Source organism: Paenibacillus sp. V4I3, assembly GCF_030817215.1.
GTDB lineage: Bacteria > Bacillota > Bacilli > Paenibacillales > NBRC-103111 > Paenibacillus_E.
In genome coordinates this window covers 7,488,948-7,511,536 of sequence record NZ_JAUSZA010000001.1, presented here as the reverse complement: position 1 = coordinate 7,511,536, position 22,589 = coordinate 7,488,948, and the positions used below count along the sequence as shown (strand labels likewise).

General features: G+C 46.2%; 23 protein-coding genes and 1 other annotated feature. Of the genes, 15 read left to right on the top strand and 8 right to left on the bottom strand.

Annotated elements, in window-relative coordinates; all coding sequences use genetic code 11:
• Positions 1 to 79 precede the first annotated feature (79 nt).
• The 6 genes from QFZ77_RS34440 (at position 80) to QFZ77_RS34415 (ending at position 6,538) form a co-directional block, all read left to right on the top strand.
• Positions 80 to 1,078 (top strand): ABC transporter substrate-binding protein, encoded by a 999-nt coding sequence (locus QFZ77_RS34440; protein ID WP_307447529.1) that lies wholly within the window; start codon positions 80 to 82, stop codon positions 1,076 to 1,078.
• A 328-nt stretch (positions 1,079 to 1,406) separates the two neighbouring features.
• Complete coding sequence (locus tag QFZ77_RS34435; RefSeq protein WP_307447527.1) at positions 1,407 to 2,084, top strand: FadR/GntR family transcriptional regulator; 678 nt, start codon at positions 1,407 to 1,409, stop codon at positions 2,082 to 2,084.
• Positions 2,085 to 2,203: 119 nt separating this feature from the next.
• Positions 2,204 to 3,559: an ABC transporter substrate-binding protein gene (locus QFZ77_RS34430; protein WP_307447524.1), complete on the top strand. Its 1,356-nt coding sequence runs from the start codon at positions 2,204 to 2,206 to the stop codon at positions 3,557 to 3,559.
• Between the two features lie 69 nt (positions 3,560 to 3,628).
• Complete coding sequence (locus QFZ77_RS34425; RefSeq protein WP_307447521.1) at positions 3,629 to 4,510, top strand: carbohydrate ABC transporter permease; 882 nt, start codon at positions 3,629 to 3,631, stop codon at positions 4,508 to 4,510.
• A 2-nt stretch (positions 4,511 to 4,512) separates the two neighbouring features.
• The gene (locus QFZ77_RS34420; RefSeq protein WP_307447517.1) at positions 4,513 to 5,346 is read left to right on the top strand and encodes a carbohydrate ABC transporter permease; all 834 of its coding nucleotides are present in this window, start codon (positions 4,513 to 4,515) and stop codon (positions 5,344 to 5,346) included.
• Positions 5,347 to 5,377: 31 nt separating this feature from the next.
• Positions 5,378 to 6,538 carry a trans-sulfuration enzyme family protein gene (locus QFZ77_RS34415; protein ID WP_307447514.1) on the top strand — a complete coding sequence of 387 codons (1,161 nt, stop codon included), beginning with the start codon at positions 5,378 to 5,380 and terminating at the stop codon, positions 6,536 to 6,538.
• Between the two features lie 807 nt (positions 6,539 to 7,345).
• Here the strand turns inward: QFZ77_RS34415 and QFZ77_RS34410 are convergent.
• The gene (locus tag QFZ77_RS34410; RefSeq protein ID WP_307447511.1) at positions 7,346 to 7,585 is read right to left on the bottom strand and encodes an alpha/beta-type small acid-soluble spore protein; all 240 of its coding nucleotides are present in this window, start codon (positions 7,583 to 7,585) and stop codon (positions 7,346 to 7,348) included.
• Between the two features lie 160 nt (positions 7,586 to 7,745).
• Here QFZ77_RS34410 and QFZ77_RS34405 point away from each other — a divergent pair, with 160 nt between their 5' ends.
• From QFZ77_RS34405 to ilvD, 6 genes are all read left to right on the top strand, one after another.
• Positions 7,746 to 8,243 carry a hypothetical protein gene (locus tag QFZ77_RS34405; RefSeq protein ID WP_307447508.1) on the top strand — a complete coding sequence of 166 codons (498 nt, stop codon included), beginning with the start codon at positions 7,746 to 7,748 and terminating at the stop codon, positions 8,241 to 8,243.
• A gap of 1 nt (position 8,244) precedes the next feature.
• Complete coding sequence (gene rnhA, locus QFZ77_RS34400) at positions 8,245 to 8,892, top strand: ribonuclease H (protein WP_307447506.1); 648 nt, start codon at positions 8,245 to 8,247, stop codon at positions 8,890 to 8,892.
• Between the two features lie 153 nt (positions 8,893 to 9,045).
• Positions 9,046 to 10,140, top strand: a complete 1,095-nt coding sequence (locus QFZ77_RS34395) for a sugar ABC transporter substrate-binding protein (RefSeq protein WP_307447503.1) — start codon at positions 9,046 to 9,048, stop codon at positions 10,138 to 10,140.
• A gap of 69 nt (positions 10,141 to 10,209) precedes the next feature.
• On the top strand, positions 10,210 to 11,718 hold the full coding sequence (locus QFZ77_RS34390; RefSeq protein ID WP_307450062.1) for a sugar ABC transporter ATP-binding protein: 1,509 nt from the start codon (positions 10,210 to 10,212) through the stop codon (positions 11,716 to 11,718).
• A 1-nt stretch (position 11,719) separates the two neighbouring features.
• Positions 11,720 to 12,706, top strand: a complete 987-nt coding sequence (locus tag QFZ77_RS34385; RefSeq protein WP_307447500.1) for an ABC transporter permease — start codon at positions 11,720 to 11,722, stop codon at positions 12,704 to 12,706.
• Between the two features lie 120 nt (positions 12,707 to 12,826).
• Complete coding sequence (gene ilvD, locus QFZ77_RS34380; protein WP_307447496.1) at positions 12,827 to 14,512, top strand: dihydroxy-acid dehydratase; 1,686 nt, start codon at positions 12,827 to 12,829, stop codon at positions 14,510 to 14,512.
• 49 nt (positions 14,513 to 14,561) lie between these two features.
• On the opposite strand, the gene QFZ77_RS34375 is transcribed toward ilvD, so the two are convergent.
• Positions 14,562 to 15,695 (bottom strand): permease, encoded by a 1,134-nt coding sequence (locus QFZ77_RS34375; RefSeq protein WP_307447494.1) that lies wholly within the window; start codon positions 15,693 to 15,695, stop codon positions 14,562 to 14,564.
• Positions 15,696 to 15,854: 159 nt separating this feature from the next.
• Positions 15,855 to 16,119 (top strand) — a binding site (T-box leader).
• 65 nt (positions 16,120 to 16,184) lie between these two features.
• Here QFZ77_RS34375 and trpS point away from each other — a divergent pair.
• Positions 16,185 to 17,168, top strand: coding sequence for a tryptophan--tRNA ligase (gene trpS, locus QFZ77_RS34370; protein WP_307447491.1), 984 nt, complete (start codon positions 16,185 to 16,187; stop codon positions 17,166 to 17,168).
• A 78-nt stretch (positions 17,169 to 17,246) separates the two neighbouring features.
• On the opposite strand, the gene QFZ77_RS34365 is transcribed toward trpS, so the two are convergent.
• Positions 17,247 to 17,429, bottom strand: coding sequence for a DUF5325 family protein (locus QFZ77_RS34365; protein WP_307447488.1), 183 nt, complete (start codon positions 17,427 to 17,429; stop codon positions 17,247 to 17,249).
• 153 nt (positions 17,430 to 17,582) lie between these two features.
• On the opposite strand from QFZ77_RS34365, the gene QFZ77_RS34360 reads away from it, so the two are divergent.
• Positions 17,583 to 17,810 carry an alpha/beta-type small acid-soluble spore protein gene (locus tag QFZ77_RS34360; protein WP_056829533.1) on the top strand — a complete coding sequence of 76 codons (228 nt, stop codon included), beginning with the start codon at positions 17,583 to 17,585 and terminating at the stop codon, positions 17,808 to 17,810.
• A 127-nt stretch (positions 17,811 to 17,937) separates the two neighbouring features.
• Here the strand turns inward: QFZ77_RS34360 and QFZ77_RS34355 are convergent, their stop codons facing one another.
• Positions 17,938 to 18,921 carry a metal-dependent hydrolase gene (locus QFZ77_RS34355; protein WP_307447485.1) on the bottom strand — a complete coding sequence of 328 codons (984 nt, stop codon included), beginning with the start codon at positions 18,919 to 18,921 and terminating at the stop codon, positions 17,938 to 17,940.
• 250 nt (positions 18,922 to 19,171) lie between these two features.
• Between QFZ77_RS34355 and QFZ77_RS34350 the strand changes: the two genes are divergently transcribed.
• Positions 19,172 to 19,468: a hypothetical protein gene (locus QFZ77_RS34350; RefSeq protein WP_307447483.1), complete on the top strand. Its 297-nt coding sequence runs from the start codon at positions 19,172 to 19,174 to the stop codon at positions 19,466 to 19,468.
• Between the two features lie 53 nt (positions 19,469 to 19,521).
• On the opposite strand, the gene gerQ is transcribed toward QFZ77_RS34350, so the two are convergent.
• The 4 genes from gerQ to urtD form a co-directional block, all read right to left on the bottom strand.
• Positions 19,522 to 20,025 (bottom strand): spore coat protein GerQ, encoded by a 504-nt coding sequence (gene gerQ, locus QFZ77_RS34345; RefSeq protein ID WP_307447480.1) that lies wholly within the window; start codon positions 20,023 to 20,025, stop codon positions 19,522 to 19,524.
• A gap of 168 nt (positions 20,026 to 20,193) precedes the next feature.
• Positions 20,194 to 20,880: a response regulator transcription factor gene (locus tag QFZ77_RS34340; protein WP_307447477.1), complete on the bottom strand. Its 687-nt coding sequence runs from the start codon at positions 20,878 to 20,880 to the stop codon at positions 20,194 to 20,196.
• Positions 20,881 to 21,106: 226 nt separating this feature from the next.
• Positions 21,107 to 21,802 (bottom strand): urea ABC transporter ATP-binding subunit UrtE, encoded by a 696-nt coding sequence (gene urtE / locus QFZ77_RS34335; protein WP_307447474.1) that lies wholly within the window; start codon positions 21,800 to 21,802, stop codon positions 21,107 to 21,109.
• Positions 21,795 to 22,586, bottom strand: a complete 792-nt coding sequence (urtD, locus tag QFZ77_RS34330) for an urea ABC transporter ATP-binding protein UrtD (RefSeq protein ID WP_307447471.1) — start codon at positions 22,584 to 22,586, stop codon at positions 21,795 to 21,797. Before urtD ends, urtE begins: the two co-directional genes overlap by 8 nt.
• Positions 22,587 to 22,589: the final 3 nt, after the last annotated feature.

Here is a 22,589-nt window from a genome sequence, read left to right as displayed (position 1 = left end):
CAGGTGATAAATTTAGTAGTATGTGATAGATAATGATAATCGTTATCATTAATTGACTGCATGGAGGGAACTCATTTATATGTTTGGAAAAAGAAATCGTCAACAAGGAAGAGCTTGGGCTCTTATTGCACTTATGTTTGTTTTGTCCGTTGTTTTGACGGCTTGTGGAGATAAGCCAAGTTCACAGTCTTCGGCATCTGCAGCACCTCAACAATCAGCGAAGGCGGATAGTACTCGAACCATTAAACATGCCATGGGAGAAACGGCCGTACCGGCGAATCCAAAACGGGTTGTCATTTTGACCAATGAAGGAACGGAAGCACTTCTCGCGTTAGGCATTAAACCGGTTGGTGCGGTTGAGTCTTATTATGGAAGCCCATGGTTTGATCATATTAAAGCTGATATGCAGGGTGTGACGACAGTCGGTGGTGAATCACAGCCGAATTTGGAGTTGATCGCATCGCTTAAACCCGATTTAATCATTGGCAATAAGATGCGTCATGAGAAAGTCTACGATCAATTAAAAGCCATTGCTCCAACGATATACTCGGAGACGCTGCGCGGTGAATGGAAAAGTAACTTCAGCTTATATGCCGATACGTTAAATAAGAAAGCCGAAGGCGATAAAGTCATCACAGCTTTCGATAAGCGCATTGAGGATTTCAAAAGCAAAGCAGGCGATAAGCTGAAAGAGAAAGTGGCTGTCGTTCGTTTCATGGGCGGCAAAACCAGATACTATTACGGCAATATGTTCACGGGTGTTATTTTTAAACAAATCGGTATGGTTCGTTCGGATCCTAAGAGTGATGAAAAATCGTTCGAAGACATTACCAAGGAGCGTCTAACGGAGCTTGATGCTGCGGATAAAGTGTTTTATTTTACCTATGAGACCGGTGATGGCAAAGGGACCAAGCAAGAGCAGGAATGGATGAATGACCCGCTCTGGAAAAATCTTAAAGTGGTTAAAGAAAATAAGTTAATCAAAGTGAATGATGCGACTTGGAATACTGCCGGCGGTGTCAAAGCGGCTAACATTATGCTGGATGATTTGTATAACCTATATCAAGTTAAGCCTTAAAACGAAGGGACTGCTTATTGTGAGCAGTCCTTTCTATTTTTTTGGTAAGTAATAACTATGTTTTCCTAGCCTTTCGTTTGCTGATTTTTTTGAATGAAGAATTAGCAAGGCAAGTTGACGGCGAACAACAATTTCCTGGATTTCTTCTTAGAAACTCATGGTTGTTGTATGTTGTGCAACAATTTAACCCTTTTTCATGCTTTTGAGCTGCTTTCAGCAAATATCAAACGAAAAGACTTCGTTCACACGGCTTGACAACTTCATAGAATTCATACTATGATTCACCTGTCTGATAGGTACACAGGTTCGAAGATAAGGGGAAAAATCGATGCCGAAAATTCAGAAATACAATGTTCATGAACTAGTTGCACAAGAAATTCAACGATATATTGAGGAAAATGCTTTGAAAGAGGGAGACAAGCTGCCTTCCGCCGGAGAACTAACCGCGATGTTTGGCGTTGGCCGTTCGTCCTTGCGGGAAGCTCTGCGTTATTTGGAAGCCGTTGATATTGTTCGTGTTGAGAACGGCAAGGGTATTTTTGTGCGCGATGTTGATACGTTTCGTTTCACCGGCAAAGTGAAGGTGGAGAACGAGAAGAAGTTCTTACTTTCCATACTTGATGTGCGTCGGGCACTCGAGGGTAAAGCGGTGGAGCTATCCGCACGGAATATCAATGCTAATCAATTGAAAGAGTTGGAGAAAATTTTACATGAGTATAAAAGGCTGAAAGAAAGCGGGAAAGATACCTCGCAAATCGACCTTGCTTTTCACCAACACATCATTAAATCTTCAGGTAATCCGATCTTGGAAAGTGTCATTAACTCCATGAGCGGCCTTTATCAAAAGTTTTTCAACGATCCGCTTGGAGAGAAGCGTTTATTTGACGAGACCTATCCTTTCCATCATACGATTTACGAGGGGATTTCCCAGCATGACCCAGAAAGAGCGACAAGCGAGTTTCATCAAATGATGGATTGCATCGAGAAACTGATCAAAACCTATTAAAAAAAATGTCGATTTTTTTACTTGACGGAGAAAGCGGTATCAATTATGATCAACCTATCAGACAGGATGACTGGATGATACATCATAATTTAATCGCAACCGAGGAGGGGTATCTTCTTATGTGGGGAAAACAAATGCGTAAAGTATGGCCAACAGTAGTTGCATCTACGATGCTAATGGGGTTGCTCGCAGCTTGCGGCAGCAATACGGACACTGCAAAAAGTGATGCGAAAGGCAATAGCGATCAAGCGGGTGCCGGTGCAAGTTCTGGTAAAGTGGTTACCGTTCATATGATCGAGAGCTTGACGAGCCCGAAACGGACCGACATTCTCAAAGCGATGATTTCCCAATTCGAGAAAGAGAATCCGACAATTAAGGTCGATCTCATCTCGCCTCCGTTCGATCAAGCGGATAACAAGATCAGAACTATGCTTGCAGCTAAACAAGAACTAGACGTTCTAGAAGTAAGAGATTTGAACATCGCGGAGTATGTGAACAACGGGTACATTGATCCGCTCGATACTTACACGGGTACTTGGAAAGACTTCGGTACAGTAACAGCTGTGGCCAAGTCGATTGCAACGAATAACAATAAACTCTATTTCATTCCGAACGGCTTATACCAGCGTCAATTATTCTACCGCAAAGACTGGTTTGAGGAGAAAGGCTTGAAACCGCCAGTTTCTTACCAAGAACTATATGAAACAGGCAAGAAGCTAACCGACCCAGCTAAGAACCGTTACGGGTTCTCGTTCCGAGGCGGTATGGGGTCTGCGGGCATCACTGATCAGATGGTACTCGCTTATAACGGAGATCAGGTGAATTTGGAAGATGCGCAGTTCTTAAAGAGCGGCAATACGATTTACTCATCACCAGAAGCTAAGCAAGCTATCGAATTATATATGAAAATTTATAAAGAAGCATCACCTTCGGATGCTGTCAACTGGGGCTTCCAAGAACAGGTACAGGCGTTCACCTCTGGTGTAACCGGCATGCTGCTGCAAGATCCGGACGTCATTCAGACGATACAGGAGAAAATGAAGCCGGAACAATGGGCGACGGCACCAATGCCAACGGGACCAAGCGGCAAGGCTCTCATTCAAGCTGGAGGGGCTGGCTGGGGTATCGCATCCCAATCCAAGAACAAAGAAGCGGCCTTCAAGTTGATCGCCTTCTTGTCTAATCCTGGGCAGAATACCGAGTTTGGTAAAAAGTACGGCTTAGTGCCGATTCACACCACTGCGGCAAACGACGAGTACTTCAAAACAGGTCCTTACAAAACGTTGCTGGATATGTCCAACAAGCCGGACGTATTCATGAACTACAAGCCGCCATTCCAATATCCGGGAACGGGTCAATGGAATCAAGCGAGCATGGAGTCTGGCCAGGCGTATTTGCTCGGTAAGTTCACTGTCGTCGACGTTCTGAAGAAATGGGACGCTTATTGGATGGATCAAAAGTCGAAGAAAAAATAGCGTTTAACCTTCGTAATGGGTGGCGATTCGCTGCCCATTACCATTTTTCTATATGAGGTGGTGCATCTAATGAAGAGTCGGCAGCCGTTCATCTTATTTGGTTTGCTCCCCGCTCTATTACTGGTCCTTATTTTCACATATTATCCGTTCCTAAAGGGCGGCATCATGGCATTTCAAGAATACAAACTGTTTGATCTTAGAAATGTCCATTTTGTCGGTTTGCAAAATTTTCGGGATGCATTCAAGGATCCGAAGTTTCTGACTGCGTTGACGAACAGTGCGTACTGGGTATTTTTTTCCTTAGTATTTCAATTTCTCATTGGGCTGACGCTTGCGCTGTTAATGAACAAAAAATTCCGGGGTAGAGGGATTTACCAAGGGTTAGTATTTTACTCTTGGGCGCTTTCGGGCTTTCTGATTGGGATGATTTGGAAATGGATGTTCAACTCACAAATCGGCGTCATCAACGATCTTTTGCTCAAAACCGGTTTGATCGAAACGCGGATCGGGTTCTTGTCGGATCCCAAATGGGCAATGATCTCCGTCATTATCGCGAACGTATGGTACGGCATCGCATTTTTTGCAATTATGCTGCTCGCAGCGCTGCAATCAGTGCCTTCCGAGCTGTACGAAGCTGCCGAGATGGACGGAGCGAGCGAGGCGCGCAAGCTGCTTAGCGTTACGCTTCCCTACATTTTACCGACGATCATTACGACTACGCTGCTTCGGGTCATCTGGATCTTTAACGATCCTACGATCATCTACGGCATGACCAACGGTGGACCAGCAGGAAGTACGCATATTTTATCTTCATTAATGCTGGATAAAATCATTTACGCTGGGGATTACGGCGCGGCATCCGCAATCGGGGTTGTCATGATCGTGCTTTTACTGCTTTACACGTTGTTTTACTTATCAGTAACCAAATCTGAAAAGATGGGGGATTTCTAACCATGAAGACGCGCTTACAATTCATAGGTCCATTCAAGGTGTTTTTTCTAGCGCTTCATCTAGTAATCATGGTGTTCCCGCTATATTGGATTTTGATTACTTCATTAAAACCCCAAAACGAAATTTTCACATATCCGCTTAAATATTGGCCGACGAATATTACGTTCGACAATTATGTCAACATTTTTAAAATATCCAAATTTCATGTCTATATCGGTAATAGCCTGTTGGTAGCTATCTCATCAGCACTTATTGTTATTGTGATTTCCGTCTTGAGTGCTTATGTGCTTGCCCGTTTTCAATTTCGTGGACATCGGCAAATTATGTTGGCATTTTTCGCGACACAGATGCTGCCAGGTTTCATTTCGCTCGGACCACTTTACCTCATGATGACGCAATTGGATTTAATTAATTCTAGAATCGCTCTTGTACTCATGTACACGGTAGGGTTAATACCATTCTCAACCATTATTTTACGTGGCTTCTTTCAACGCATACCTGCCAGTCTGGAAGAGGCGGCGATGATCGACGGATGTTCGCGGCTTGTTGCCCTAATCCGGATCATCGTGCCAATCATGATGCCAGGGATCGCCTCGACTTTTATTTTCGCATTCGTGCAGAACTGGAACGAGTTGTTTATGGCGGTCATGTTCATCGATCACGACCTACTTAAGACGATGCCTGTAGCATTGAACTCACTTATTCTCAAATATGACGTCGATTGGGGCGCCATGTCGGCAGGCACCGTCTTGTCCGTCATTCCAACCGTCTTTCTGTTCGCGTTCGCGCAGCGTTTTATCGTAGAAGGCCTCACGCAAGGCGCAGTGAAAGGCTAAGCAGCAAATTTCGGATCGGAGAGAAACATCTATGAATAAAGATCAATCGGGGGATTCGCTTTACACCAAGGCGGCACATGACCCGTACGATACTCGACACCATGGGGCGATTAACATCCCCGTCTATCAAAACAGTTTATTCGCTTTCGAAACTCATGAGCAATTCGATCTGGCTATGCAAAATGTGTTAGGGCATCACGTCTATTCGCGCGGCAACAATCCGACCGTTCGTAATCTGGAGGAGAAGCTAGCCAAAATGGAGGGCGGCGAGGACGCGAAGTGCTTCGCTTCGGGGATGGCGGCCATCACAGCGGCAGTTCTTTCTGTTGTTCAGCAAGGCGATCACATTGTATGCGTGAATCACGCTTACGGTCCGACGCGCGAGTTTCTCGGATCGTACCTGGTCAAGTTCGGTATAGAGACGAGTTTCGTTGACGGAACCGAACTCAGCAATTGGGAAGAAGCTATCAAGCCAAATACGAAGTTGATGTATTTGGAAAGTCCGACAACGATGACGTTCGAGCTTCAAGACTTGCGTGCGTGTGCTCAGCTTGCCGCGAGCAAGGGAATCAAGACCATCATCGATAACACATGGGCTACACCATGTCACCTAATGCCGATTACGTTAGGTATTGATCTGGTTGTCCATTCTATAACGAAATATATATCCGGACATAGTGATTGCTTAGGCGGGGTTGTCATTGGTTCAATGGAACTCATGAATCGACTTAGCAATTCGGAATATATGCTTTTCGGTGGTATCATGACGCCACAAACAGCGTCGTTAGTGATGCGCGGATTGCGGACACTTCCGCTTAGAATGGAACGCCATCAGCGCAGCGGAATGCTCATAGCCGAGCATATTAGTAACCAACCTTACGCTGCTCACGTTCACCATCCAGGACTCCCTACACATCCGCAGCATGAATTGGCGCTTCAGCAGCTAATAGGTTTCAGCAGCTTATTCTCGTTCGAATCGTATGAACCGTTGGAGAAGCTGAAGGCTTGGGCGACAAAACTCCAGTATTTCAAAATTGGTGTTAGCTGGGGAGGATTTGAAAGTCTAGTCAACGTAAATGTGATACGGAGCGGAGATAAGGAACGGCACATTGTCCGCCTTTACGTGGGTCTTGAGGATCCGCAGGATCTGATTCGGGATATAGACGATGCGGCTGCGGCTGTTTTACTATGAATATCATCCCCCGAGGGGATAATCTCGGAGGAACCGTATGCGACAACTCGCATATACGGATCTGTAAGAGGCCTATGCATTTTTGCATGGGCTTCCTTTATTTTGGGCCAGGGGGAAAGGTGACGAAACTAACCTAATTTAGGTTAGTTAGCTGCGGATTATTGCTAAGAAAAGTGAGATAGTGAATATGTTAATCATTCGGTAAGTGACTATGAGTCCCTGGTATATTGTTTGTATTTGTTTGTTGGAGGAATAGGGATTTAGGACCGTCGATACACTCATCCAATCACTCATCCAATCACTCATCTAATCTTGTTCTACATGGAAATTTCTTAAATCAGAATCGCTCGCCATCTATGCACACTGAGGTTGCCTGATGAACGGATCCATATTCTCTTTTGAAATGATGTTGTAAAAAGTGCAACAATCGCTGCCTGGATCCCGCCTTTCTCCCTTCATTGTTGCATAATGCTACAACAATTGGGCCTCATATAGGCGATTTAGCAGCAAATGAGCTCGAAATGTTGTATGAAATGCAACTTCAAGTTGCAAAATAGCCTTTTGTTGTGCGAATTGTTGTAGGAATTACAACATTGGTATCCACTATAGCCCAGTCTACCCTCACAAAGCTGCTGAAAGATTCTAGAATCAAACTTTGGAGGCAAGTCTACCAGTGGTTAGTCGGCATAGTGCATGAATCGACAGTTTCTGTTATACAAAATTTATCCTTTAAAAAATTGAAAGGCTTCTTCCAAGTAGTTGCTACTTAAAAGAAAGCCCTTTTTTACTTAAGTATAGGGAAAACTGTTATCTGCTGAATTTACCGGCTGCGCCGCCAGCAAGTTGCTGTTCAGCAATTTGCACGAGACGACGAGTGATGTTTCCACCGATTGCTCCTGTATCACGAGAAGCCATGTAGCCGTAGTAGCCGTCTTGAGGAATTTGGATGCCTAATTCTTGAGCAACTTCAAACTTCAATTGGTCTAGAGCTTGCGTAGCTTGTGGAACAACTAGTTGATTGCTGCTACGAGATTGTCCTGATGCCATCTGATATCACCTCCAGTAATGGTAGTATAATCTTTTTTAGGAATTATACTCATCACCTAAACTGGAAATTATCACCATAAAAATAAACCTTAAAAGCAGGAACGCACAGTCTTTGCTATAATGAGAAAACCGAATAAATGGGAGAGCGGAGGCAGGAGTTATGTTTGATATATCCATAAAGGGCTGGTCCCTAGATAAAGATTTACAAATTATTCAGGCAGATGTCCTCATGGCGGTGGACGATAGTATTATTATTGAAGAGCCATTGTGTGTAGATGTGGGGCTTCCTGCGTTCTTGTATAGTGCCCTGCATGATACCGCGCCGAATCGTTTTGCGCCAGCGGATCAATGGGAGCGAATGCCGTTCTTTGTATGCGGCTGCGGAGATCCGGAGTGTAGAGGTTTTTCGTTCGTTGTGCGTCATCTGGCGGATGAACAAGTGGAACTCGCATCCGTTGAGGAGCGCTCTAATGGAACATATCGCGAGCTTGAAACGCATATGATCCCTAGCTTGGAGTACAGCAAGAAGGTTATGGAGGTAGGTGAAACCTATCTTGCGTTTATTAAAGATTTGGACTATCGGCCTTATTTCGGTGATACAGTGAAAGTTATCGAAGATCTTGTACATCAAATACATCAACAATTACGGAGTGAATAAGATGTCAGCAGTGAAATATTATGTTGTTTGGGTAGGACATCAACCAGGGATCTACCGTACATGGGCTGATTGTCAGGCTCAGACCAAAGGTTATCCGCAAGCTAGATTTAAATCGTATGAATCGGAGCTGGAGGCACGTCAAGCACTGGAGAAGGGGTGGCAGAAGTCGCTGAATTTCTCTGGAAAAGGGGGAACAGCTGCAACTTCTACGGGCAAGTCAGCTACACCTGAGACGGCGCCTGAAGTCGACTATAACAGTATCTCCGTCGATGTTGGCTGTTCGGGGAATCCAGGAATTGTTGAATACAAAGGTGTCGATACGAAGACGGGTGAGATTATTTTCTATCAAGGCCCTATTTCTAAAGGGACGAATAATTTAGGTGAGTTTCTTGCTATCGTTCACGGACTCGCTTATTTGCAGAAGCTAGGCAGTAATAAAACCATTTATACCGATTCAGTCACAGCTTTGAGCTGGATACGTAAAAAAGAGGTTTCCACTAATCTAGTTAGGGATGCTTCCACAGAAGAAATTTGGACATTAGTTGATCGGGCGTTGAAATGGCTCAAAACGAACGCTTATACTAATAAAATTATGAAGTGGGATACGCGGAAATGGGGAGAAATCAAGGCTGATTTTGGAAGGAAATAAAAAAAGTCGAAATGTAAGAGAAAATATCATCAAATGTATTGACGGGAAATCCTACCAATGCTAATATACAGTAATTCCTATTAAATTACTCGGTATAATTTTTGATAGAGTTGATAGGAAATAGAGTAATGCATTAGATCGGGAGGGTAACTCATGAAAAGAACGAAATTAGGCGGTTTATTCATCATCCTGGCTTTAGTAGGAAGCTTGCTTGCGGCCTGCGGACAAAAAGAGAGCAGCAGCGCTTCGGCAACACCTGCTGCAAGCGCGAAAGCGACTGACGCAGCTAAAGCAGCAGATTTAAGCGGAAAGAAAATTGCACTCGTGATGCAATTCAATACAGGTACATTTTCATCTCAGTATGTAGAAGGTGTGAAGGAACAAGTAGAGAAGCTTGGCGGTAAGGTAACGGTATTCGCTGCTGATACGGATCTGGCGAAAATGTCATCCAATCTGGATGCAGCGATTAATCAGAAATTCGATGGTATTCTCATCGATCACGGAACAGCGGAAGCGTTGGAAGCAGGCGTGAAGAAAGCACTAGAAAAGAAAATTCCAGTCGTAAGTTTCGATTCGATTCTTTCTGTTCCGGGCGTTACGTCCTTAGAGCAAGGCGATCAGAAGATGGCTGAAGCTACGTTAGAGCAGCTTGCGAAGGATGCTGGCGGTAAAGGGAACATCGTGAAAGTATGGGTAGCCGGCTTTGCACCGATGGAACGCAGACAATTGGCCTACCAAGCTTTCCAAAAGAAATATCCAGACATTAAAGAAGTAGCTGCATTCGGTACAGCTAAAGATCCTGCGTTAGATACACAAACGCAAATGGAAGCGATTCTGAAGAAATACCCGAACAAAGGTGATATCACAGCGGTATGGACAGCTTGGGATGAGTTTGCGAAAGGCGCTTCCCGTGCGATTCAACAAGCAGGACGTACAGAAATTAAAGTATACGGGATTGACCTGAGTGATGAAGACTTGCAATTGCTGCAAGATCCGAAAAGCCCATGGGTGGCATCTGCTGCGGTAGATCCGAAAGATATCGGTCGCGTACAAGTGCGTTACCTTTATCAGAAGCTGCATGGTGACCAAACGCCTGAGAAAGTGGTATTGGAGCCTGTTTATGTATCCAGAGACCAACTGCCGAAGGACAAGCAAGTAAATACAACACAGCTTAGCGAATACGTCAAAGGCTGGGGCGGAAGCCAACAAGGCTATACGGACTGGTTGAAAGCGGCAGAAAAAAAATAGTGTAATCCAATGCGGTCCCATCGTTATTATGCGATGGGACTTTCAGATTGAGATGAGAGGTGAATGATGATGTCGGTTGACAACGGGTCTTTGCTGCATATGAGAGGCATCTCCAAATCGTTCCCAGGCGTGAAGGCGCTGCAGGAGGTTAATTTTGACCTGCAAAACAAAGAAATTCATGCCTTGCTCGGGGCTAACGGTGCTGGAAAGAGTACCTTGATGAAGATTTTATCCGGCGCTTATACCCATGATACGGGGCAAATTTCAATAAACGGCCAGTCTCTCAACATACAGACGCCTAAGGAAGCAATGAACCAAGGTATCTATTGCGTCTATCAAGAAGTAGACACAGCCTTAGCAGCTGGGCTTACAGTGACCGAAAATGTCATGATGGATAAAATGGTTCAAGGCGGGGCCTGGGTCAGTTGGAGAAAGCTGCATCGGGAAGCCGAAGCAATTCTAGCAAAAATCGGGGCTGCGTTCTCTGTCCGCAGCAAGGTGGACGAGCTGAGCATCTCACAGAAGCAGCTAGTACTTATCGCTAGAGCGATGGCGCACAAGGCCAAGATCATCATCTTCGACGAGCCTACAGCACCGCTTAGTCTGGAGGAGTCAGAGCGGCTGTTCCAGATCATGGACAGCCTGAAGCGCGAAGGGGTGGGGATTATCTTCATCTCCCACCGTTTGCAGGAAGTGTTCCGCGTCGCTGACCGGATCACGATCATGCGCGACGGCCGCCACGTGCTCACGCAGGCGGCTGCAGACATGGACATCGCCGGAGTCATTGAGGCGATGCTGGGCAAGACCTTCACCGAGGAGTTCCCCAAAGCCGATGTTCCAATCGGCGATACCCTCCTCGAGGTGAAAGGGCTGCGCCGCGGCACCAAGGTGCGCGGCGTCAGCTTTGCCCTCCGCCGAGGCGAAATCCTCGGCGTCGTGGGGTTGGTCGGCGCCGGCAAGACGGAGCTGAGCCGGCTGATCTTCGGCGCCGACGCCGCGGACGGCGGCGAGGTGTGGCTCGCCGGGCGCAAGCTCGCGCTGCGCCAGCCAGAGGATGCCGTGCGCGCCGGCATCGCGCTCGTGCCCGAGGAGCGCCGCAAGCAGGGCGTCCTCGTGGAGGAGACCGTGAAGCACAATCTGTCGCTTCCGATATTGCGCAAGCTGAGCTCGCTTGGCTTCGTGCAGCGCAGCGCAGAGAGTTTGCACGCGGCGAAGATGGTGGAGCAGCTTGACGTGCAGCCCGGCGATCCGAATCGCGTTGTGAAGCATCTAAGCGGCGGCAACCAGCAGAAGGTGGCCGTGGGCAAATGGCTGCCGACGAATGCCGACGTCTACATGTTTGACGAGCCGACTAAAGGGGTCGATGTTGGCGCGAAAAGCGATATTTTCCGCTTGATCGGTCAATTGGCCTCGGAAGGTAAAGGCATTATTTATTTATCCTGCGAGCTGAATGAAATTATAGGAATTGCCGATCGCATTTTAGTAATGAGCTATGGTTCTGTGGTGAAGGAGCTCTCCCGTGCGGAAGCGACGCAGGATCTCATTTTAACGTATGCGAGTGCGGGGGAGGCTGAATAGCATGAAGGAAAGAAGTTTGGATTTTACGTTTAAATACGGCGCTTTGTTCATTATTGCGTTGGTGGTTATCGTCTTTTCGATCATCAATGAAAATTTTATGACTTATGACAACATCGCGGACATTTTAAGGTCGATATCGATAGTGATGTTTGTTGCTATAGGGGTCACGTTATCTCAAATTGTAGACGGCTTTGATTTATCCGTAGGCTCAACGGTTTCACTATCAACGGTGGCTGCGGCGGCTTTGATGGTTTGGTACCAACAGCCTCTCATTCTGGTTATTATCGTTCCTCTTATTATAGGAGCTATCATCGGACTCATAAATTCATGGCTCATCGTAAAAATTCGCATTCCGGATTTACTTGCTACTCTAGCGGTGATGTACATCATCGGTGGCGTGCAAAAAACGTATACGAAAGGCTTTTCCATCTATAATAATATGAGATTCCAAGACGGCACGGTGGCAAAAGGGAAGTTTACGCCGGAATTTCTTTGGATCGGTCAAGGAAAGCTCCTTGGTGTACCTGTGCCTGTTGTTCTTATGATTGTGGCTGTAATCGTTGTGCATGTCTTTCTGACGTACACCCGCTGGGGGCGCCAGCTCTACATTACGGGGGGAAATCGGGAGGCAGCACGTCTCTCTGGGATTTCTGTTAACAAAATCCGCTTAGCAGCTTATGTGCTGTCCGGTATTTTCGCAGCGTTCGGAGGTATTTTGTATGCTTCTCGTGTCGGTTCAGGACAGATTGATGCCGGTGCTCCGCTTCTGATGGAAGCTGTTGCCTCGGTGTTCGTCGGGTATTCTGTGCTAGGTGCAGGGAAGCCTAATGTCATAGGGACTTTCTTTGGTGCTGTATTGATTGGCGTATTGCTCAATGGACTTACGATGCTGAATGTGCCTTATTTCGGATTTGATATTGTCAAAGGCGGGGTGCTGGTGCTGGCTTTGGCCATTACTTTCGTTCATTTGAATCGACGCAAAGCCTAAAGCGGTATGTTTGATGTTACATTGACGCGTTATCATACTAAAGGCAGAAATTTTACGAGAAGTGTGGTATGATAGATTCATTGTTTTCTCAAAAGAAATGAAATCTAGGAGGAATTGAGAATGGCTCATCCAAAACAGCGAAGCGATATGATTAAAAAAGGATTCGACCGTGCTCCGCATCGCAGTTTGCTGCGTGCAGCCGGCGTTAAAGAGGAAGATTTCGGCAAGCCGTTTATTGCGGTTTGTAACTCTTATATAGACATTATTCCTGGACATGTTCATTTGCAAGAGTTTGGTAAACTCGTGAAGGAAGCGATCCGTGAAGCAGGCGGGGTTCCTTTCGAATTCAACACAATTGGTGTTGACGATGGCATTGCGATGGGGCATATTGGTATGCGTTATTCCTTGCCAAGCCGTGAGATTATTGCGGATTCCTTGGAAACGGTAGTTAATGCTCACTGGTTCGATGGCCTTATCTGTATTCCTAACTGTGATAAAATTACACCGGGTATGATCATGGGTGCCCTTCGCGTTAACATCCCTACGATGTTAGTGAGCGGCGGCCCGATGAAAGCCGGTAAAGATAAAAACGGTAAATCCATTTCCCTATCCTCCGTATTCGAAGGCGTGGGTGCTTTCCAAGCTGGTAAATTAGATGAAGCGGGTCTAGAAGAGTTAGAGCAATACGGTTGTCCGACATGCGGATCTTGTTCCGGTATGTTTACAGCGAACTCCATGAACTGTTTGGCTGAAGGCCTTGGTCTAGCTATGCCGGGTAACGGTACAATTCTGGCTGTTGCTGAAGAGCGTAAGCAATTCGTGAAAGATTGTGCGAAACAATTGATGGTCCTCATTGAAAAAGACATCAAGCCTCGTGATATCGTTACGATCGAAGCGATCGATAACGCATTTGCTCTCGACATGGCAATGGGTGGTTCCACGAACACAGTTCTTCACACATTGGCTATCGCGGCAGAAGCGGGTATTGAGTACCCGATTTCACGCATTAACGAAGTGGCAGAACGTGTACCTCACTTAGCAAAAATCGCTCCAGCTTCCGATTATCACATTGAAGATGTGCATCTGGCTGGTGGTGTAAGTGCAATTATTAACGAGCTGCTCAAAAAGCCGGGTGCATTTGACGGTGACCGCATGACAGTAACTGCCAAAACGTTGCGTGAAAATGTGGCGGGCTGTGAAATTCTGAACCATGAAGTGCTTCGTCCAATTACGAACCCGCACAGCGAAAGAGGCGGACTAGCTGTACTGTTCGGTAACCTTGCTCCTGAGGGTAGTATCGTTAAAGTTGGTGCAGTTGATAAATCCGTTGGCGGACGTCACGTTGGTCCAGCTATCTGCTTCAACTCGCAAGACGAAGCTTTGTACGGCATTGCGAACGGTCATGTTAAAGAAGGCCATGTCGTTGTTATCCGCTACGAAGGTCCGAAGGGTGGACCTGGTATGCCGGAAATGCTGGCTCCTACTTCCCAAATCGTAGGTATGGGTCTTGGCGCGAAGGTTGCGTTAATTACGGACGGACGTTTCTCCGGCGCATCCCGTGGTATCTCCATCGGTCATATTTCTCCGGAAGCCGCTGAGGGCGGGCCACTCGCTTTCGTACATGATGGCGACATCATTGATGTGGACATGGACGGCCGCAAAATCGAACTGCAAATCAGCGATGAAGAATTCGCGAAACGCCGCGAGAGCTGGACAGAGTTCCAACCGAAAATCCAAACCGGATATTTGGCGCGTTATACGAAAATGGTGACAAATGCTAGTGCAGGCGCCATTCTGAAGTTTTAATTATTAATATCAAAAAGGAGTCTCGCCATAAGTGGCGAGCTCCTTTTTTTTAAACTAAAAAGAAACGCATTAAAAGCAATGATCCCGCCAACACCGTAACCGCGACGACGATGGAGAGAGTCAGCACGAAGCGGGCTTTAAAGATGGAGAGCATCATCAGCGTGCTTTTGACGTCGATCATCGGGCCGAACACAAGGAAAGCCAATAAGGAGCCTGGAGAGAAGGAGTTGGCGAAGGAGGCAGCCACGAAAGCATCTGTTGTGGAGCACAGCGAGAGCAGGTAGGCAAAGCCCATCATGAACACATGTGAAATGAAAGGTCCCTGACCGATCGCAGATAAGCTGTCTTGGGCGACGAATGTTTGGATAAGAGCGGTTAGGAAGGCGCCCAGCATCAAGTACTTACTCATTTCGAACAGCTCGGTCGTACCGTGGCTGAACATAACCATCATGCGACCACCGTCGTGCGAATGATTGTGGCCGTGATGATGATCATGATCGTGTTTATGATGATGATTATGGTTATGCCCATGATGATGGTCGTGATCGTGATTGTTGTCGTAAGCGTGAATAAGGTCAGCGTGATGTCCAGGGCTGGAACCCCGGTGGTGGTGTAGTGTGTTTGCCTGATTTTCGATAGGATGACGTAAAGGGTTACCTTTCAGGAAACGTGTCAGCAGCAGTCCTACGATGAGCGCAACGCCAAATGTAAGCCCCATTCGCGAATATGCCATCGAAGGCTCGCCGCGGAAAGCCATGAATGTCGAGGCGAAGACAATGGGATTCAGAATCGGCCCGACTAGTATGAAGATGACAGCTATGTACACAGGCATTCCTTTCCGCATGAGCCGACGAACGAAAGGAATCATTCCGCATTCACAGAGTGGGAACATGATGCCAAGAACGCAGGCAAATAAGATGCCTCCTAACGGGTGCCGCGGCGTCATGCGTCTGATGAACGCTTCAGGAATGAAGTTTTCAACGACCGTGGATAGAAGGACGCCAAGTAACATAAAAGGCAAAGCGTCGAGAAAAATATCCATGAATGCTGTAAAGACGAGCTTGCTTTCATAAAAGACCAAACCCGTAGGAGGAAGCTCTCTCGTTGTCACGATTAAGATGAGGAGAAACGCGCAAATCACCGTGGAGATAGGAAGGCTCCAGCGATATAGAGTCGATGGCAATTCGTTGACACCCCTTTGTCCGTTGATGCGTCCCTGAAGGACGCGGAGTTATTTTATCCATGGAAAGGCTAGTATGATCTATCCTATGTACATGCAGGTTCAGATAGGACAATGTCCTTGATTGACAATGGATTGTAAGGGTGTATAATGATATAAAATCAATTCGCGATGATAGGAACAAGTAAGTTTGTCTTCCGTTTCTCAGAGAGCCGGTGGTTGGTGCGAACCGGTGAAACAAGCAAACCGAATGGATCCTTGAGCATGAGGCTGAACACAGTATGCAGGTTGCCGGAACCTAGGCCGGAGAACATCCTCATCTGTCAAGTATGCCAAACGGAAGCTCCCCGTTATCAGAGCCTGAAGGTCTTATTGAACAATTGTTCACGGACAAATTAGGGTGGTACCACGGTCTCTCGTCCCTTGCGGGGAGAGGCCTTTTTGTTGTTTTTTTAGACCATAAGAAGTTAAGAATTCTGGAGGGATTATCCAATGAAACGAGTATTATCCGGTATGCAATCCAGCGGACAGCTGACGATTGGCAACTATATTGGCGCACTGCGCAATTATGTGAAGCTGCAGCATTTGCATCGCTGTTATTTTATGGTCGTCGATTTGCACGCCATCACGGTTCCTCAGGAACCGGCAGCTCTGAAGGAGCAAACAGAGTCCATTGCTTCGCTTTATATTGCTGCGGGACTAGATCCTAGAAAAGCATCCATTTTCCTACAATCCCATGTTCATGCGCACGCTGAGCTCGGCTGGATCATGACGACGCTGACGCATATGGGAGAACTTGAGCGTATGACACAGTTCAAGGACAAATCCGAAGGTAAGGATTCTGTTGGTGCAGGCCTATTTACGTATCCATCCCTTATGGCAGCAGACATTCTGTTATACAATGCGGACCTTATTCCAGTCGGAGATGATCAGAAGCAGCATTTGGAGTTGACGCGCGACTTAGCGAATCGCTTCAACAACCGTTTTGGTGAAATATTTGTCATGCCGCAGCCTTATATGCCTGAGATCGGTGCGAGAATCATGTCTTTGGATGATGCATCCAAAAAGATGAGCAAAAGCAGTCCAAATGCCGGCAGTTACATTGCCATGCTGGATGAGCCTGATGTCATCCGTAAGAAGCTTAGTCGAGCAGTCACCGATTCTGGCCGTGAGGTAAAGTATGATCCTCAAAACAAGCCGGAGGTTAGTAATTTGATGTCGATCTACTCCCACTTTGCAGAGATGAGCTTAGCTGAGATTGAAGCCAAATACGATGGGCAAGGCTATGGACCTTTCAAAAAGGATCTAGCTGAGCATCTTGTGGCCGTTCTTGAGCCGATCCAACAACGCTATCGTGAAATTCGCAGCTCGGGTGAAATTTTCGACATTTTGAAAAAAGGTGCGCAGGAAGCTGCTGAGGTGGCTGATCAAACCCTGCTCGAAGTGAAGAAGCGGATGGGTTTCGTCGTTATATAAAAAGCAAAAAAGAGCTCGAACAGCTAGTACAGCTATTTGGGCTCTTTCTCTTATTGACGATAGTTGTTAAAGCTTTCGTTAAGACCGTGTATTTTTCTTGCGAATCTTCGCTTTAACTGCAAATCCATATCCTATAAAGCCTAAGGAGATGATGGAACAGGCAAGGATCATCCAAGGCTGCCTGAGGGCAATGAATAAGCTGATGGAGGCGAGCAGCAGAGTGCCAATAACAGCGAAAAGAAGAGCTAGTGGTTTGCTCATGTACGTGACCTACTTTCTAGAAGATTGAACAGTGTCTTCTTATTTTAAACTTTTTTGATCGCTGTGCATATAAATTCATTTCCTCCACATACTATCTTTGCAAGCTTGCAAATACATCAAAGATTATAGCTGACTGAAAGGAGTCTGATCCTTATGGCGCAAAATCGTAGCAGCAACACATTGGTAGTTCCACAAGCCAATCAAGCTTTAGATCAATTGAAATATGAGGTAGCTCAAGAGCTGGGCATCCAAATTCCTCAAGATGGTTACATGGGTTATATGGCTACTCGCGATGCTGGTGCAATCGGGGGTAACATTACTCGTCGCTTGGTGCAAATTGCTGAGCAAACGCTGGCAGGACAATCTGGCTTTCGCAGCTAGGTAACCTGACTCGTTAATAGCTTTCCCGATTACGTAACAATAAAGCCCAGAGGCCTAAAACCCTCTGGGCTTTTTGTATGTCTTTTTTAAACGTAAAAAAGACGCGTTTGGTTAGCGCGCCTCTTTTCTAATAAAGATCCACTTTTAGCTTTTTTTCAAGCCTAGTGTCATTCACCCAGCCCACATAAGAATCAAGTGTTTGGAAATTGTGATCCATCAGGATAACACCGACGAAAGGATACTGCTTCCGGTGTCGATAACGCACATCAGCCCACCTTACTTCGTACCCCCAACGATGTTCTTTCACTTCTGCACAGGTGAAGGATGAGAAGTAGAGTAAGGCTTGGATGTCTTCGTGACTCTTGGACACCTCGATGGCTGGATGTTCTTCACATTTGACAGTGTCGATCCACCTAAGCTTCGAATTCTTCAGTTCACCCAACTGGAAGGTGCCGTCTGTTCTTCGTTTCACTACGTTCCACACATAGAGGTTGAATGTTACAATAAGTGTGTATTTATCCCCAGGCATATGAGTGGGGTCTTTGCGATAAAGCCCTTTTTCTACGATGTAATGGTCCAGAGAGCGCCAGATGTAATAGAGGGCGATAACCCCGTACAAAGTCGGGAATACCAGCTTTGGACTGGCGACATGGAAAGACCACATGAAAATAGCTGCGATGTGGCTTGAAAAGATAAAGGGATCAAAGATGTGTATAATGTTCCATGACACCCACTTTTCAGAGAATGGCCGGAACGCTTGTGTACCATATGTGTTGAAACAATCTGTGAAGACGTGAAAACAAACGGCGATTCCTACCCACATACCAAGGTGCAGCAAGGGGATTCCATGGAAGAAAAGAGCAAGAGCTCCAGTGATCAGCAGCGTCCATAAAAGTAAAGCTGGCAAAGAGTGAGAACGACCGCGGTGATTTCGAATGTAAGTGGCGTTCCCTTTAAAACGGAGCAGCCCGTCCACATCCGGAATCTGTGAGCCAATAACAGTTCCTATGAAGACCGCAGTGGTTGCCGCTGTGTCCGCAGAAACGCTAGGGTCAATTTGAGACAGTCCCGCTAACCCTAAACCAATTACGAGATGAGTACCTGTGTCCAAATGGGTTTCCTCCTAAGAATTTTCCGTAGAAAATTTTCTTCGTAAGCATGGGCTGAGTTTTCCGTAGGAAAACTTACTTTAGTTGATAAGAAAGTATAAGTTTTATACTTTTGCTTCGCATCAACCTTGATAAACGCGCTCGTCCTTATAAGACGACGGAATCATTTATCCTTGTAAGCATGGTCATTTTTCCGTCTTTTTATTAGTTTACCATTTTGGAGCAAAAAATAAATCAGAGGGAGATCTAAAAATGTTCAAAGTTTTTGTAGAGTATGCCATAAAACCCGCCTTTCGGGACTCTTTTCTCATCTATATGCAGGAATGGCAGCGGCGGGAAGGGCGATTTGAACTGCTGGAGGGAACGGATCAGGCAGGGCTTTTTGTGGAAATTTGGAAGAAAGTTACCTATGAGGAGTATCTCTCATTGAAACAAGAACGCTTGCATGGAAACGAAAATGCTTCACATCAAGCCGTATGGGAAGAGTGGATTGAAGGCGGCCTGCGCAAACTGCATATGTGGCATTTCACAGAAGTGACCTCTACATGACAAAAAAAGCCGCTGCTCTAACGAAAGAGCAAACGGCTTTATGTGTGATCTAATTATGCTCTCTGTTGGCCAGGTCCGCCGCCAGAGTATGGATAGTAATACTGAAGTTCCTCGTCGAATGTAATGTAGTCTAGATTCACCATGAGCAATAAGAAACGCATACCGGTAGCTGGATCGCTGATGATAATATGATCGCGGCCAGCTGCCTCCAGTTTGCCTTTGAAAATTTTGGCATTCCATTGCGAGTTATTTTCGTATGTCATGTAGATTGTAGCCATTTTACCAAGGTTCAAACGGAGAATATTCTCGATATAAGATTCTTCCATTGGGAGAAGACCTGGTACATTTACACCGGTTTGCAGACCCCCAGCAGGTGGAAATGCCGCTCCGGCCGGTGGAAAAGCAGTTCCAGCAGGCGGAAATGCAGTTCCGCTTGGTGCAGGTTTATTCGCACCCGTTGTTGGAACGGGATAAGCCGGATAAGGATATCCGTAAGGGACTTGCGGGGCCATGCCTTGGTTTCCTAGGTTACCGATTCTGTAAGGGCTATTCAACATGTTGGTATTTCCTCCTTGAGCTTTCCTTGAGAAAGCTTTCTTCATAATTGAAATTTGAAACAAATTCTTAGTGCGTGTCATTATCCATAATCATCATATTGTGCATCTGCCCATTTGGTGACTGGTTTTTGCTTAATTATCCCAAACAAAAAAAGCCCCATTGGGAGCTTACGTAAGTAGAAATTTATAACCGACACCCCAAACCGTCTTAATATATTTCGGTTCTTTTGGATCAGCTTCTATCTTTTTGCGAAGGTTTGCGATATGTACATCGATTGCACGTTCAGTTACATAGGAATCGAAACCGCGGACCCGGTTTAAAAGCTCCTCCCGGCTGTATACTCGTCCTTGATTCTGCCAAAAAAGTTTCATAATTTCAAATTCAGAAAAAGTGGTCTCTATTAGTTTGTTATGTACAAAAAGGCAGCGCTTCTCTAGGTCCAGATGAACGACTTGCTCGGTCGTATCGGTAGATTGAACTGGCGGAGGAAAGGCATGTGAACGTCGCAGTAAAGCTTGTATTCTTGCTGACAGTTCCCTCATGGAGAATGGTTTGCATAGGTAATCATCTGCGCCAGTCTGCAGGCCTTTAACGCGATCGGAGACCTCATTTTTGGCGGATACCATAAGAATGGGGATGGTTGACGAATTTCGGAAGTCTGTGCATAGCTGAATCCCGTCAACATCAGGCAGCATAATGTCAAGCACGATGATATCAGGTTCGAAATCTCGAAATAACACTTCGCCTTGACGGCCAGTTTCCGCACGCATAACTTGATAGCCTTCTTCGTACAAATAAATCGACATCATTTCACCAATGCTTAAATCATCTTCAATAATTAATATCTTAGACATAAACGTTCCCCCCTCCTTTTCCTTCAAAAGGTTCGGTGCTCGATATGCCGGACGCAACATTCGATCCTATATATGCATGTTATCATTATACATTTTGTGACGTCCAGCTTAACTTCATAATTAGTTCCTCCGTATGAAAAAAAAGAAGCTGGACGGTACTTGACGCCTAATTTCATAGGTCAAGTAATCCAGCTTCCTTCTGTAGGGTGGGTCCATGTAAGCAAAATCATACCGTTAAGTGCTTTCGGACTTGATCTTCGCTCAAATGCTCGGCATGACCTTCGGCGGCTATTGTCCCTCGGTCCAATACATAATAGTAATCGGCAATGCCTGTAGCGAACTCTAAACTTTGTTCGACAAGTAATACGGCAATTTCTCGACTCTGTTTGATAGATTCAATGATGGCTTCAATCTCCATGACAATAGAAGGCTGGATACCTTCCATCGGCTCATCTAGCAGCAGCAGCTTGGGGCCAGGGGCTAAGGCGCGGGCTATCGCTAATTGCTGCTGCTGCCCGCCGCTGAGGTCGCCTCCTTTGCGGTGAAGCATTTGACGAAGCACGGGGAAGGTGTCGAAGAGGGATTCAGGGAGCTTTTTTCTTCCATCAGTTGCAGCTTCAAGCCCAAGAAGCAGGTTTTCCTCAACAGTAAGCTGTGGGAAAATCTCACGGCCTTGCGGCACGTAGCCGATCCCTAATTTGGCTCGTCGATCCGGCGGGAATGACGTTATATTCCGTTCGTTGTAGTGGATCGTTCCGGACTTCGGCTGAATGAGTCCCATAATGCTCTTCATGAGTGTGGATTTCCCTACACCGTTGCGGCCCATTAGACAAACGATTTGCCCAGGTTTTACCTGAAGGTTGACATGGCGTACAACCATACTCTCGCCGTAACCGGCTTCTATCTTCTGAAGGTTAAGCACCTCGTTCCACTCTCCTTCCTAGATAAACCTCAGCAACCTTATCATCATTCTGAATATCCTGCATCGTGCCTTCCCGAAGCACAGTGCCTTCATGAAGTACTGTGACCGTTCTAGCGAATTGGCGAACAAACTCCATATCGTGTTCAACTACGATGATCGTCTGATTAGCCGCTATTTCGTGCAGCAGCTCACCTGTTTTCTCGGTTTCGCTATCTGTCATGCCGGCGGCAGGCTCATCAAGCAGTAGTAGATCGGGCTCCTGCATGAGCAGCATCCCGATTTCAAGCCACTGTTTCTCGCCGTGAGAGAGTGACCCCGCGCGTTCTTTGACTTTACTTTGCAGGCCTATCATCTCGAGTCGGAGATGCAAGCGGTCGCGCTGTTCACTCGTCGTCTTGGTCCATAGTGCGCTTAGGAGACCGCGCTGTTGTTTCATAGAAAGAGCCAAATTTTCAAAAACGGTTAATGTAGAGAAGACGGATGGTGCTTGGAATTTACGTCCAATGCCAAGTTGAGCAATTTGGTGTTCTTGGTGCTTGGAGAGATCAATCGATTCTTTGAAATAAACGTGACCTTGCGAAGGTTTCACTTTCCCGCAAATGACATCCAAGAGCGTCGTTTTACCTGCTCCGTTCGGCCCAATGAGGAACCGAAGCTCTCCATATTGCAGGGAAAAGTCCAGATTTCGTAAGGCTTTAAATCCGTCAAAGCTCACTTCAAGTCCTTTAACGCTAAGGATTTTCTCGCCGGCTACAGGTTGTTGTTTCGCTAATTGTCCTAGCATTGG